14 protein-coding genes are annotated in these 13,041 nt (G+C 74.2%); 6 read left to right on the top strand and 8 right to left on the bottom strand.

Going from position 1 to position 13,041, the window contains the following annotated elements:
- Positions 1 to 86: 86 nt before the first annotated feature.
- Positions 87 to 494: a VOC family protein gene (locus ACGFIE_RS15430; RefSeq protein ID WP_393294874.1), complete on the top strand. Its 408-nt coding sequence runs from the start codon at positions 87 to 89 to the stop codon at positions 492 to 494.
- A gap of 10 nt (positions 495 to 504) precedes the next feature.
- Here ACGFIE_RS15430 and ACGFIE_RS15425 read toward each other — a convergent pair whose 3' ends face one another.
- Genes ACGFIE_RS15425 through ACGFIE_RS15415 form a run of 3 tightly spaced genes read right to left on the bottom strand, consistent with a single transcriptional unit; the run spans position 505 to position 5,166 of the window.
- Entirely contained in the window at positions 505 to 3,060 is a 2,556-nt protein-coding gene (locus tag ACGFIE_RS15425) for a GNAT family N-acetyltransferase (protein WP_393294872.1), read from the bottom strand.
- Between the two features lie 15 nt (positions 3,061 to 3,075).
- Complete coding sequence (locus ACGFIE_RS15420; protein WP_393294870.1) at positions 3,076 to 4,257, bottom strand: acetoin utilization protein AcuC; 1,182 nt, start codon at positions 4,255 to 4,257, stop codon at positions 3,076 to 3,078.
- A 48-nt stretch (positions 4,258 to 4,305) separates the two neighbouring features.
- Positions 4,306 to 5,166, bottom strand: coding sequence for a sulfurtransferase (locus ACGFIE_RS15415; RefSeq protein ID WP_393294868.1), 861 nt, complete (start codon positions 5,164 to 5,166; stop codon positions 4,306 to 4,308).
- 100 nt (positions 5,167 to 5,266) lie between these two features.
- On the opposite strand from ACGFIE_RS15415, the gene ACGFIE_RS15410 reads away from it, so the two are divergent.
- Complete coding sequence (locus ACGFIE_RS15410) at positions 5,267 to 5,956, top strand: metal-dependent transcriptional regulator (protein WP_393294866.1); 690 nt, start codon at positions 5,267 to 5,269, stop codon at positions 5,954 to 5,956.
- 19 nt (positions 5,957 to 5,975) lie between these two features.
- On the opposite strand, the gene ACGFIE_RS15405 is transcribed toward ACGFIE_RS15410, so the two are convergent.
- Together ACGFIE_RS15405 and ACGFIE_RS15400 are read right to left on the bottom strand one after the other, a co-directional pair.
- Entirely contained in the window at positions 5,976 to 6,524 is a 549-nt protein-coding gene (locus tag ACGFIE_RS15405) for a hypothetical protein (RefSeq protein WP_393294864.1), read from the bottom strand.
- A gap of 92 nt (positions 6,525 to 6,616) precedes the next feature.
- A complete protein-coding gene (locus ACGFIE_RS15400; protein WP_393294862.1) occupies positions 6,617 to 6,877 on the bottom strand; it encodes a DUF5522 domain-containing protein in 261 nt (86 codons plus the stop codon).
- Positions 6,878 to 6,996: 119 nt separating this feature from the next.
- Between ACGFIE_RS15400 and ACGFIE_RS15395 the strand changes: the two genes are divergently transcribed.
- The 3 genes from ACGFIE_RS15395 to ACGFIE_RS15385 are packed head-to-tail and all read left to right on the top strand — an operon-like array spanning position 6,997 to position 10,104.
- Positions 6,997 to 8,274 carry an MFS transporter gene (locus ACGFIE_RS15395; RefSeq protein ID WP_393294860.1) on the top strand — a complete coding sequence of 426 codons (1,278 nt, stop codon included), beginning with the start codon at positions 6,997 to 6,999 and terminating at the stop codon, positions 8,272 to 8,274.
- A 9-nt stretch (positions 8,275 to 8,283) separates the two neighbouring features.
- A complete protein-coding gene (locus ACGFIE_RS15390) occupies positions 8,284 to 9,138 on the top strand; it encodes an alpha/beta fold hydrolase (RefSeq protein WP_393294858.1) in 855 nt (284 codons plus the stop codon).
- Positions 9,139 to 9,171: 33 nt separating this feature from the next.
- The gene (locus ACGFIE_RS15385) at positions 9,172 to 10,104 is read left to right on the top strand and encodes a MerR family transcriptional regulator (protein WP_393294856.1); all 933 of its coding nucleotides are present in this window, start codon (positions 9,172 to 9,174) and stop codon (positions 10,102 to 10,104) included.
- Between the two features lie 2 nt (positions 10,105 to 10,106).
- On the opposite strand, the gene ACGFIE_RS15380 is transcribed toward ACGFIE_RS15385, so the two are convergent.
- The 3 genes from ACGFIE_RS15380 to ACGFIE_RS15370 form a co-directional block, all read right to left on the bottom strand.
- Positions 10,107 to 11,042 (bottom strand): DUF2332 family protein, encoded by a 936-nt coding sequence (locus ACGFIE_RS15380; RefSeq protein ID WP_393294854.1) that lies wholly within the window; start codon positions 11,040 to 11,042, stop codon positions 10,107 to 10,109.
- A 66-nt stretch (positions 11,043 to 11,108) separates the two neighbouring features.
- Positions 11,109 to 11,270, bottom strand: coding sequence for a hypothetical protein (locus tag ACGFIE_RS15375; protein ID WP_393294852.1), 162 nt, complete (start codon positions 11,268 to 11,270; stop codon positions 11,109 to 11,111).
- Positions 11,267 to 11,665, bottom strand: a complete 399-nt coding sequence (locus tag ACGFIE_RS15370) for a hypothetical protein (protein WP_393294850.1) — start codon at positions 11,663 to 11,665, stop codon at positions 11,267 to 11,269. The genes ACGFIE_RS15375 and ACGFIE_RS15370 overlap by 4 nt, the downstream gene beginning before the upstream one ends.
- A 329-nt stretch (positions 11,666 to 11,994) precedes the next feature.
- Here ACGFIE_RS15370 and ACGFIE_RS15365 point away from each other — a divergent pair, with 329 nt between their 5' ends.
- Positions 11,995 to 12,894, top strand: coding sequence for a bifunctional 5,10-methylenetetrahydrofolate dehydrogenase/5,10-methenyltetrahydrofolate cyclohydrolase (locus tag ACGFIE_RS15365; RefSeq protein WP_393294848.1), 900 nt, complete (start codon positions 11,995 to 11,997; stop codon positions 12,892 to 12,894).
- The last annotated feature ends 147 nt before the right edge of the window (positions 12,895 to 13,041 follow it).

The following is a 13,041-nucleotide window of genomic DNA, read 5'->3' as shown; positions in this document are numbered from 1 at the left end:
GGGAGGCCCCGGCGGTTCGCCGGGGCCTCCCCCGCTGTCGAGGTGTTTGACTGTGGCACCGATCCATCGCCGCGAGGAGAGCTACCGTGAACTGGACGTTGGAAGTGGTAATCGTGCCGGTCTCCGACGTGGAACGGGCGAAGACGTTCTACGCCGACCAGCTCGGCTTCGTCGTCGACCACGACACGGTGATCAGCGACGAGGCGCGCATCGTCCAGCTGACGCCGCCCGGCTCCGGCTGCTCGATCGTGATCGGCACGGGCGTGGTCCCTGAGATGCCTCCCGGTTCGCTCCGGGGCCTGCAACTGGTGGTGCCCGACCTGAAGCGGGCTCATGCCGAGCTTGTCGAACGTGGTGTGGACGTCAGCGATATCCAGGTGCTGGGCGACAACCCGAGCCCCACGCCGCACCCGCTGGACAATGTCGGCTTCGTCTTCTTCGCCGACCCGGACGGCAACACCTGGGGTGTCCAGCAGATCTCCAGCCGCGCCTGACCGGCCGCGTTCAGAGGCGCCGGGGGCCGGTGTCCGGGCGGGCGGCCACGCCGCCCACCCGCACCTCGGCGTGCAGGACCGAGATGCCGTCCGGACGGGCGAGCACCGGGTTGAGGGTCAACGAACGCACCCGGGGCTGGTCGTCGGCGAGCTGACCGACCCGCAGCAGCAGGTCGGCCAACGCCGCCCGGTCCACCGGTGCGGCACCCCGGTGCCCCCGCAACAGCGGTGCCGCCCGGGGTTCGTCGACCAGCTCGGCCGCGTCGGTGCGGGTCAGCGGCACCGCCCGCCAGGCCCGGTCGCCCAGCAGCTCGGTGGCGACCCCGCCGAGGCCGAAGCCGACCACCGGCCCGAACGCCGGATCCTCCACCAGCTCCACCACGCAGGCCACGCCCGGCGGGACCATCGGCTGCACCAGCACGTCCGCGCCGAAGCCGGCGGCCATGTCGGTGTACGCGCGGCGGACGCTCGCCTCGTCGGCCAGGTCGAGGCGGACCGCGCCCAGGTCGAGCCGGTGTCGCAGCCCCGCGGCGGCGGCCTTGAGCGCCACCGGAAAACCCACCCGGGCCGCCGCGTCGACAGCCGCGTCGACCGAGTCCACGGGCACCGACGCGACGGTCTCGATGCCGTACGCGGCCAGCAGCCCCTGCGCGTCGGTGCTGTCGGCGCGCAGCGCAGCCGCCGCGGCGTCCCGGTCGATCCCGGGCAGTTCGGGTGCCACTCCGGGAGGACGGCGCAGCCACTCGGCGTACCGGTGCGCCCGGGCGAGGGCCCGAACGGCCTCCTCCACGCCCCCGTACGCGGGCACCCCGGCCGGTAACCGCCCGACCAGGAACGTCGCCACGGTGGGCTTGCCCAGGGCGAGGGCGGCCGGCAGCGCGGCGGTGACGTCGGCTTCCATCTCGGCGCGTTGGCCGGGCAGCGGCGGGGCGAAGACCACGACGAGGGCGTCCACCCGGTCGTCGCCTGCCGTCTCGGCGAGGGCGGCGGCGAACTCGTCGGCGCCGGCGCTCGGCGCGACGTCGCGCGGATAGCCCTCGGCGACGGTCAGGCCCTGCCCGACACAGGCCGTGGCGGCCAGGCCGGTCAGCGCCGAGGAGTTGCCGACCACGCCGACCCGGCCGCCGGTGGGCAGCGGCTGGTTGGCCAGCAACACCCCCACGTCGAGCAGCTCGGGCACGGTGTCCACCCGGATCACCCCGGACTGGGCGAAGAGCGCGGCCACCGCCACCTCATCCGGCCCGGCGGTGTCACCGACACCGGGCGGGCGGGCCGGCGAGGCGAGCGCCACGACCGGTTTCGCGCGGCCGATCCGCCGGGCCAGCCGGGCGAACTTGCGTGGATTGCCGAACGTCTCCAGGTACAACATGATCACGTCGGTGCCGGGGTCGTCCTGCCAGTACTGCAGGAGGTCGTTGCCGGAGACGTCGGCCCGATTGCCGGCCGACACGAAGCTGGACAGTCCGAGGCCACGACGGTCCGCCTCGGCGAGCAGCGCCACCCCGAACGCGCCGGACTGGCTGAAGATGCCGACCCGGCCCACCGGCGGCAGCGCCGGGGCGAGGGTGGCGTTGAGGCGTACCGCCGGGTCGGTGTTGGCCACGCCCAGGCAGTTCGGGCCGACCACGCGCATGCCGGCCGCGTGCGCCGCGCGGACCAGCGCACGTTGCGTGGCCGCGCCCTCCGGACCGGCCTCGGCGAAGCCGGCGGAGATCACTACCAGGCCGTGCACCCCGGCTGCCGCAGCGTCGGCGACCACAGCGGTCGCCGCCTCCGGCGGGACCGCCACCACCGCCAGGTCCACCGCGACCCCGGCGTCGACAGCCGAGGGGTACGCGGGCAGTCCCGCCACCGTCGACGCGCTCGGATGCACAGGCACCACCGCGCCCGTGAACCCGCCGTCGCGCAGGTGCCCGAGGACCGCCGCGCCGACACCCTGCCCGGTGGCGCTCGCGCCGTAGACGGCGATGCCGCGCGGGGCGAGCAGCCGGGCGATCGAGCGGGCCTCGGTGCGGTGCTCCCGGCCGCGCTGCACCTCCAGGGTCGTCTCCGTCGGGGCGATCGGGAAGCTCAGGTGCACAACACCGTCGGCGTACGCGCGCTGCACCTGGTAGCCGAAGTCGGAGAAGACCCGCAGCATCGTCCCGTTGGCCGGCAGCACCTCTGCGACGAAGCTCATGATGCCGTTGCGCCGGGCGGCGTCGGCCAGGTGCTCCATCAGCACCGAGCCGATGCCCCGACCCTGGAAGGCGTCCTCGACCACGAAGGCGACCTCCGCCTCCGGCGCCTGCGGGCCGAGCCGCTCGTACCTGCCGACCGCGACGATCAGGTCACCGGCAAGCACCACGAACGCCTCCCGGTCGTGGTGGTCGACAGTGACGAACCGGATCAGATCCCGCTCCGGGATGCGCGGGTACGGCGAGAAGTAGCGCAGGTAGCGGGTGCGCTCGGAGAACCGGCTGTGCATCGCCACGATCGCCGGCGCGTCGGCCGGGTCGATCGATCGCAACTGGACGGTGCTGCCGTCGCTGAGCAGCACGTCCACCGGCTGGTCCACTGTCGTCACAGGAAACGGCCCGGCTCAGTCCCGGGGGTCGTACGGGTCGAGCCCGAGCAGCGGGAAGACGGCCTTGCGGGTCGCCGCGATCGCCCGGTCCACCGCGTTCGGCTCGCCCGTCGGCTGCCACGGCTCGAACGACGGGTCCGCGTCGTCGGTCATCCGCAGCGGAATCTCCCGGCCCGGCCGACGGGCCGCGGCCAGCTCCCGCCAGGCGGGCGGAGTGAGCGTCGCCGGGTCGATCGGGTCGCCGGTCGCCACGGCCAGCAGGTGGCTCCAGGCTCGGGGCACCACCTCGACAAGCGCGTACCCGCCGCCGCCGGTGGCCACCCAGCGGCCCTCACACAGCTCGTCGGCGAGCGCCCGCAACGCCAGGTAGGTGGCGCGCTGCCCGTCCACCGTCAGGTTCAGGTCGGCGAGGGGATCCAGCCGGTGCCCGTCCGCGCCGCACTGGCTCACCAGCACCTGCGGCCGGAACGCGCGCAGCACCGACGGCACGATCGCGTGGAACGCCCGCTGCCAGCCGGTGTCGTCGACACCCGGCGGGAGCGGCATGTTGACCGCGCTGCCCTGCGCGCCCGGCCCACCCGTCTCGTCCGGGAAGCCGGTGCCGGGAAAGAGCGCGAGCGGCGTCTCGTGCAGGCTTACCGTGAGCACCCGCGGGTCGTCCCAGAAGACGTCCTGCACGCCGTCGCCGTGGTGCACGTCCACGTCGACGTACGCGATCCGCTCCGCGCCCAGGTCGAGCAGGCGAGCGATGGCCACGGCCGGGTCGTTGTAGACACAGAAGCCGGAGGCGCGGGCGGGCATCGCGTGGTGCAGGCCGCCGGCCACGTTCACCGCCCGCCGGGCGTCGCCACGCCACACCGCCTCCGCGGCGGCCACCGTCGCACCGGTGATCAGAGCGCTGGACTCGTGCATCCCCTCGAAGACCGGGTTGTCGGAGGTACCCAGCCCGTACCCGGCGAACAGCGGGTCACGCGGCGCGGCCCGCACCGCGGCCAGGTAGGCCGGGTGGTGCACGCGGGTCAGCAGGGCGTCGTCGGCGGGCTCCGGCTTGACCACGCGGACCCCGGGACGGTCCAGGATGCCCAGCTCCCGGGCGAGCGCGACGGTCAGCTCCACCCGGACCGGGTCCAGCGGATGGTCACCCATGTTGTAGGCGAGCAGCGCGGGGTCCCACACCACCACCGTGTCGTCGGACATGAGCCCATCGTCGCACGAGGACCGTCGTCGACCCGTCGCACGCGCTGGTCAGCGGCCAGGTGTCGACCCGGAGGCGACCGGCCGGGCCGGGTCGGCGACCCAGTTGCTCCACGAACCCACGTAGAGCGCGGCGTCCGTGCGGCCGGCCAGGTGCAGCGCGAGAACGGCCTGCGCGGCGGTCACCCCGGAGCCGCAGTACGCCCCGACCGCCCGCGCCCCGCTGACACCGACGGCGGCGAACCGCTCGCGCAGCACGTCGGCGGCCGGAAAGCGCCCGTCCGGGCCGACGTACTCGCCTGCGGGCAGGTTGGCCGCGCCGGGCACGTGACCGGCGACCGGGTCGATCGGCTCGACCTCACCGGCGTAGCGGGGCGCCGCGCGCACGTCGAGCAGCACGGCGTCATCGGCGGTCGCCAGCGCGGCGGCCTGCCCGGCATCCAGCACCGGAAGATCACCAGGGCGTACCTCGACGTCGCCCTCGGCCGGAGCGGGCGCGGTGGTGGAGACCTGTCGTCCGGCGGCGACCCAGGCCGGGAAGCCGCCGTGCAACAGGCGCACCTGCCCGTGCCCGGCCCAGCGCAACGTCCACCAGGCGCGGGCGGCGGCCAGGCCGTCACCACCGTCGTACACCACAACGGGGTGACCGGCGCGGACGCCGGCCGCCCGCAGCGCGGCCCGCAGCGCGCCCGGGTCGGGCAGCGGGTGCCGGCCGCCGGCCCCGGGCCGCCCGCACAGCGCGGTGTCCAGGTCGACGAAGACCGCGTCGGGCAGGTGACCGGCCAGGTAGTCGTCGTGGCCGGGCGGACCGGTGAGCCGCCAGCGGACGTCGAGCAGGGTGGGCGGGTCGGCGTGGTCGAGTTCGGCGGCGAGCCCATCGACCTCGACAAGCAGCTCCTCGGTACCGGACATGGCGACCATCCAACACCATCCGGGACGGCGGCACGCGGTTCGGCGGCGGTCGTCGCTCACGACGCGGGGTAGCATCGTGCACCGGAGGGCCGCTGACGTTATGAAGTCTCACGACCTGGTCGACACGACCGAGATGTACCTGCGCACCATCCTCGAGTTGGAGGAGGAGGGGGTGCCGCCGCTGCGTGCCCGGATCGCCGAACGGCTGCAGCAGAGCGGCCCCACAGTGAGCCAGACCGTCGCCCGGATGGAGCGCGACGGCCTGCTCACCGTCGAGGGCGACCGGCACCTGACGCTCACCGCGCTCGGCCGCGGCAGCGCCGTCTCGGTGATGCGCAAGCACCGCCTCGCCGAGCTGCTGCTCGTCAACGTCATCGGGATGCCCTACGAGGAGGCCCACGAGGAGGCCTGCCGCTGGGAGCACGTGATGAGCGACGCGGTGGAGAAGCGGGTGTACGACCTGCTCAACCGACCCACCCGCTCCCCGTACGGCAACCCGATCCCGGGTCTTCAGGAGCTGGGCTCGGCCGAGGCGGAGACCGTCGAGGCCGCCGAGGGCGAGCGCAACCTGGCCTTCCCCGGCCTCTCCGGGCCGGTCGTGGTGCGTCGGATCTGCGAGAGCGTGCAGAAGGACGCCGACGTGCTGCGCCAGCTGCACGCCGCCGGTGTCGACCCGGGCGCCACGGTGACCGTGGCCCAGGAGCGCGACGGGGTGTCGATCGACCGGTCCGGCGACCGGGTGCGACTGCCCCGCGAGGTCGCCTCCCGGGTCTTCGTCGCCGCCAACTGACGCACCGCGCACCCGGGCGTCACAGCGCCCGGGTGTCCACCTTCCGGGCCAGCGCGACCAGGTCCGTGGCCGTCTTCTCGGCGGCCGCGCGCTCGGCGTCACGGGCACCGGTCCAGGCCAGCGTGGCGAGGCGTCCGTCGGTGGCCAGCCAGCCGACCTCGGCGACCGGCCCGTGCCCGCCGGTAGCGGCGGCGGTACGCCGGTACGCCTGCTGACCCAACCCGGTGACCTTCGCCGCCTTGTCGGGCACCACGTCCGCGCCGAAGGTGGCCTTGTCGATGGTGGTCTCGGACACACTGAGCATCAGCTCCGGCAGCGCCGCGCGCTCGGCCCGGACGACGCACGTGTGCGTGTCGCTCCGCTCGCTGGCCGCCGCCACGTCGAAGCGCACCTTGACGAGCTGCTCGATCACGGCGAAGTCCAGCAGTCGGCAGGCACCTCCCGAGGAGGCCGCCGACACGTCCAGGGCGACCGGCGCCTGCGGCGGCACCGCCACCGGCTCGGCGTCGGCGGCACAGCCGCTCACCAGCAGGCCCGCCAGCCCGGCGACCACGATCCGCCCGCGCACGCTCCACCCTCTCGCCGACCGACGGCGGAAGGGGCCCGCCGGATGTCCGTCGGAAACCGTACGGGGTGTCCGGGTCGGGCGGAAGTCCTCGTCTACACCGCTCCGGTCGGTGGATCGTCCACGTACGGGCAGTGGCGGCAGCCGCGTCCGCAGCACGTGCCGCGGCGGGCCAGGAAAGCGGCGCTGAGCACGAACAGCCCCGTCGCCGGGTCGAGGTAGCCGGCCTCCCCGGCGGCCAGCGCGGCGGCGTGCGCGGCGAGGATCCGGACCCGCTCGGGGTGCTCCGGCGGCAGCCGGGACGGGTGCGGCTCGGTGAGCGGCCGATCCGCCAGGGGTCGTCGCTCTCCACTCACCCGCAGAAGTCTAGGGAGGACCCCTGCCGACGAAAATGCGGTGCCGGCTGGGGTGACGCCCCGTTAGAGTCCCCGGGCCGCCGGCCGGTGGCGCTTACCCGCACGGACAGGCGGCGACAGTGACTCAGCAGGTGGAGCAGCCTCCGGCGGTCACAGCGGGGGCGATCCCGTCGCTGTGGCGCAGCCGGAACTTCCTGCTGCTCTGGGGCGGTCAGACGGTAAGCGAGCTGGGCACCCGCATCGCGAACGTGGCGGTGCCTCTGCTCGCCGCCGACACCCTGCACGCCAGCGTGTTCCAGATCTCCCTGCTGACCGTCCTGGCCTGGCTGCCGTACCTGCTGTTCTCGCTGCCGGCGGGCATCGTCGCCGACCGGCTCGACAAGCGGCGGCTGATGATCGCGTGCGACCTGGGCCGGGCCGCGCTCCTGCTGTCGGTGCCGGTGGCCGCCCTGGTCGGTCACCTCACCCTTCCCTTCCTGTACGCGGTGGTCGGGTTCGGTGGCGTGCTCACCGTGCTGTTCACCGTGGCGTACAAGACCCTGCTGCCCCGACTGGTGCCGGCGGACCTGCTGGTGGACGGCAACGCCAAGCTGACCATCAGCCAGGACGCCGCCGAACTGGTCGGCCCGACGGTAAGCGGCGCGTTGATCGGGCTGGTCGGCGCCGCCCGCACCTTCCTGGCCAACGGGTTCGCCTTCCTGGTCAGCGCGCTGACGCTGATCCTGATCCGGCAGCCACCGGTACGCCGCGAGCCGGCTCTTCGGGTACCCCTGCGGGTGGAGCTGACCGACGGGCTCGGCTTCATCCGGCGGCAGCCGATCCTGGTCAGCATCCTGGCCTGCACGACGTGGTCGAACTTCTGGGGGATGGCGTCCGCCTCGATCGAGGTGACCTTCCTGGTGCGGGAGCTGCACGCCGCGCCGGTGCAGGTGGGTCTGGTCTTCTCGGTGAGCGCCGTCGGCGGGCTGGTGGTGGGGGTGCTGGCCGCCCGGCTGTCGGCCTGGCTCGGCTCGGCCCGGGTGATCTGGGTGGCGATGACCGCGCCGGGTCCGTTCTATCTGCTGATGCCGTTGGCCCGACCGGGCTGGGGACTGCTGCTCTACGGTCTCGGGCTGGCCGCGTTCTCGGCGAACGCGGTGCTGTTCAACGTGGCGGGGATGTCGTACCGGCAGCGGATCACCCCGTCGGCGATCCTCGGCCGGGTCAACGCCGCGTTCCTCTGGATCTGCTTCGGGGTGGTCCCGCTCGGCGCGCTGACCGGCGGCGCGCTCGGGACGGCGCTGGGGCTGCGCGGGGCGCTCTGGGTGTGCGTGCTGGGCACCTGGGCGGCGTGCCTGTTCGTGGTCTGCTCACCGCTGCGACGAATGCGGGACATGCCGCCGCCGGTTTCGTCGTAGGGTCCGACGATGGCGACCTTTGCCGCCCCGGACGGGACGGCGCTCGCGTACCGGACCCTCGGGGGCGGAGACCCGCTGGTCTGCCTGCCGGGCGGCCCGATGCGCGACTCCGCGTACCTCGGCGAACTTGGCGGCCTGGGCGCACTGCGGACGCTCGTCGTTCTCGATCAGCGGGGCACCGGCCGGTCGGCGGCGCCCGCGGACGTCGCCACCTATCGCTGCGACCGACTGGTCGACGACGTGGAGGCACTGCGCCGGCACCTGGGCCTCGACCGGCTGGACCTGCTCGGGCACTCCGCCGGCGCCAACGTGGCGGTGCAGTACGCGGCCCGGCACCCACACCGCGTGGGCCGGCTCGCGCTGGTCACCCCGAGCACCCGGGCGGTCGGGCTGCCGGCGACGGCCGCGCTGCGTCAGGAGGTCACCCGCGCCCGCGCGGCCGAGCCGTGGTTTCCGGCGGCGGCGGAGGCCCTGGACTCCATGGTGGCCGGGTGGGCCAGCCCGGAGGCCTGGCAGGCGATCGCGCCGTTCTTCTACGGCCGGTGGGACGAGGCGGCCCAGGCGCACCAGGCGGCCGAGGCCGGCCAGCGCAACGAGGAGGCGGCGCGGATCTTCGGCAGCGAGGACGCCTTCGACCCGCCGGCCACCCGCTCCGCGCTCGCCGCGCATCGAGGCGCGGTGCTGCTGCTCGCCGGTGAGGTCGACCTCGGCGCGCCGCCCGGCCTCGTGGCCCAGTTCGGCGAGCTGATTCCCGGCGCGGAACTGGTCGTGCAGGCGGGCGCGGGCCACTACCCGTGGCTCGACGACGCCGAGGCATTCCGCGCGACGCTCGCGGCGTTCCTCGCCGGCCCGGCCGGTGCTTGAGTCTCCACCGGGGGGAGACAGCAGGGTGGGGGCATGGACGGGGAAGAGCGCTACACGATCGGTGACCTGGCCCGGCGGAGCGGGCTGAGCGTCAAGACCATCAGGTACTACGCCGACAGCGGGCTCGTGCCGCCGACCGATCGGAGCCCCGCCGGCTACCGGCGGTACGGACCGGACGCCGTCGCCCGACTGGAACTGGTCCGGACGCTGCGCGACCTGGGCGTGGACCTGGCGTCCATACGGCGGGTGGTGGACCAGGAGGTGCCCCTGCACGAGGTGGCCGCCGCGCACGCCGAGGCGCTGGCCGTGCAGATCCGGGTGCTGCGGCTGCGCCGGGCGGTGCTCACCGTGGCGGCGCGACGCGGGTCGGGCCCGGCGGAGGTGGACGACCTGCACCGACTGGCCCAACTCAGCGCCCGGGAACGGGAGCAACTGGTGGACGACTTCCTGGACAGCGTCTTCACGGGCGACCCGCCGACGTACCCGGGTGTGATCGTCTCGATGACGCCGGAGCTGCCCGACGACCCGACCACCGAGCAGGTGCAGGCGTGGCTGGAGCTGGCCGAGCTGTGCCGGGACGCCACCTTCCGGGCGAGCATGCGGCGGCTGGCGCGGCAGCACGCCGCTGACCACGACGTACCCGGGCCGCCCCGCCCCGACGCCGTCGCGATCGTCCGGGACGGGGTGGCCGACGCCCTGGCCGCCGGTCTCGATCCGACCGGCCCGGACGCCGAGCCGGTGGTCGCAGCGGTCACCAGCCGGTACGCACGACTGCACCACCTCCCCGACGACGCCGACCTGCGCCGTCGGCTGCTGGACCGGCTGACCCTGGCGAACGACAGCCGCCGGGACCGCTACCTCGACCTGCTGTCGGTGCTCAACGGCTGGGCGACGGGTGGTGGGGTGACGCCGGCCGTGGACTGGTTCAGTCGCGCGCTGCGCGCCCGGCTGCCGGTGGGGGCCTGATCTCAGCCGAACCAGGTCATCGCCTGACCGTGACCCCTGGCCCAGGCCAGCGGCTTGCCGTCGAGCGCGAGGACGTTGTGCAGCGCGGCGTCCGGCGGGTCGGGCAACCCGCCGTACGGCAGCACCTCCGGTGCCTCGTTGGCGATCCAGTGCCCCGGCAGCTCACGCACCAGCCGGACGAACGCCTCCCGACGCGCGACGGGCACCTGGTAGAGCACCGAGGTGTGGAAGACGACAAGCGTCGCGTCCGCAGGCGCCCGCGCGGCAAGCGCCGGCAGGTCGTCCACCAGGTCACCGCGGACCAGCAGCGGCGGGTCGGCCGCGGCGACCGCCGCCGCCTCGCGCAGCCGGGCCCGCCGGTGCGCGTGCTCCGGCCAGATCAGGGCGTCCAACCAGGACACGTCGCCGGGGTCGGTCACGTCGAGCGGGTTCAGGTCCAGGCCGGCCCGCCACACCACCCGGGGTACGCGCGCCGGCGGCACCAACCCGCTGGCCGCGCACTCCAGGACCGGCGTGCCTTCGCCGACCTCGTGCTCGCCGTAGCGGTAGGCGTACCGGTCGGGATAGAGGCAGAGCCCGGCGGACGCGCCGACCTCCAGCAGGGCGAGGGGCTGCGGCAACGCGGCGAGCACCGGCAGCAGGACCGCGCACCTGCCGGCCTCGTTCGTCTGGGTGGCCCTTCTTCGCAACTCCGTCTCGACGACCGGCCAGTTCGCCACCGTGTAGTCGTGGAAGGCGACCGGGTCGTCGACCGGCCCGCCCAGCCAGCGCACGACGCCGAACAGCAGGTTGGGTTGCCGCTTGCCGGGCGGGAGCGTGTCGAGCAGGGCGAGCAGGGCGTCGTCGCGGGCGACGGCGTGGGACAGCCTCTCGTACGTCGGTGAGACGCCGTGCGCCTCGCGGGTGCCGAACTCGACGTACGCCTCGCTGGTTCTCATGCCCCGATGCTCGCAACATCGCGCCGGCTTTTCAGCCCCGCGGCCCGGTGGCATCGGCGGCCTTCATCACGTTGAGTCGTAGCCCAACGGCGACCTGCCCACGGGCCTGGCGACGGACAGGACGGTGGCCAGGAGGGCGAGGCCCGCGACGATGCTCAGGGCGTGCTGGGCGATGGCCACGGCGGGATACTCGACGGCCACGTAACCCGCCGGCCGAATGATTGTCATCGGCAGCTTCCAGCCACCACCGCGAGAACACCGCTGATCACCAGGTACGGAAGCATCGGCACCAGGAAGCCGCCGCCCACCCAGGCGAAGAAGATCAGCGGTCGCGCGGGAATCCGCCTGCCCCAGTCCTGGGCCAGCGCCAGCCCGACGGTGACCCCGATCGCGGACATCCCGACGGTGACCGCGTTGAGCACCACCCAGGCGGCGGTTCCCATGTCGTCCGGCCCGCTCCCGAGCAGCGCGACAGCGATCCAGATGACCTTGACGAGCAGGTACAGGGACATGGCCGACGCCGCCGCGTAGCCGGCGACCTTGCGGGCGGCGCTCCACCGCGCGCCGATGTCCCGCTCGGGCGGCACGGCCGCCACCGTCACGCCGACCTGTGCATCCGCCACTGGCCCCGCCCTCCGCTACAACCCGACCCGACCCGACCCGGCTCCGGCTCCGGCTCCGGCTCCGGCTCCGGCTCCGGCGAGCGTCTCGCGGTTACCGGCCGCCGGGATCCCGCCGCAGTGGGACCTTCGTGCCGTCTCGTCCCCCGACCGAGGGAACCGCTCGCATCGAGAGCGTGCGTGATCCCCCGCCGCGCGGCCCTTGTTGGGCGACCGCCCTGACCATGAGGCATCATCGGGGCACCGGCGACTGGCGGCACGGGGATGGTTGGAACCATCGGGGAGCCTCTCGCGGGCGTCGACCGCCTGGGCGCCCGCGCGGAGAAACCGTCATGACCACGACCAGCCAATCCGCCGAGACCCACACCACACCCGGCGAGGCTCGGCTCCTGCCGGGCGCACCGGTCGCCGACGCCATCCTGAGCGAGGTCGCCGCCGCGGCCGCACGCCTCCGCAGCCGCGGGATCACACCGAGCCTCGCCACCATCCTGGTGGGCGACGACGACGCCAGCGCCGGCTACATCGGCATCAAGCAGCGTCAGGCCGCCGCCCTCGGCTTCGACTCCCCGCACGTGCACCTGCCGGCCACCGCCACCCAGGCCGATCTGCACCGGGTCATCGCCGGGTTCAACACCGATCCGACAGTGCACGGACTGCTCGTGCAGTACCCCGTTCCGGGGCACCTGGACTACGACGCGGCGCTGCAGACCATCGCCCCGGACAAGGACGTCGACGGCATGCATCCGCTGAACATGGGACGTCTCGCCGTCGGCATGCCCGGCCCGCTGCCGTGCACCCCCGCCGGCATCGAAGCCCTCCTGGCGCACTACGAGATCCCCGTCGCCGGCCGTGAGGTCGTCATCCTCGGTCGCGGTGCCACCCTCGGCCGGCCCCTGGCGATGCTGCTCGCCCAGAAGCGCCCGACCGCCAACGCTGCCGTCACAGTCGTGCACACCGGGGTACCCGACTGGGCCCGCTACACCCGCCGCGCCGACATCCTCGTCGCCGCCGCCGGCGTACCCGGGATCGTCAAGCCCGAGCACGTCAAGCCGGGCGCCGTCGTCATCGGCGCCGGCGTCCGCTACGCCGGGCGGCGGCTCCTGCCCGACGTGGACGAGGCGTGCGCCGAGGTCGCCGGCGCCATCACGCCCCGGGTCGGCGGGGTCGGCCCGACCACAGTGGCGATGCTGTTCCGCAACGCCGTACGCGCCGCCGAACGCGCGAGCCGGTAGCCGCTGCGGCCTCGGTGGGTGATCGCGAGTTCGCTGAAGTCGGGGTATCCGGGCGGGCGCGATACCCCGAGTTCCTGGAACCCGAGCCGATCTTGCGGAGGGCGGAAACGGCGCTGCCCCGGCTCTCCTGGCAGGAGGGCCGGGGCA

The sequence above is a fragment of the Micromonospora sp. NPDC049275 genome (genome assembly GCF_043197115.1).
GTDB lineage: Bacteria > Actinomycetota > Actinomycetes > Mycobacteriales > Micromonosporaceae > Micromonospora.
This window is presented reverse-complemented; position numbering and strand designations above follow the sequence as displayed.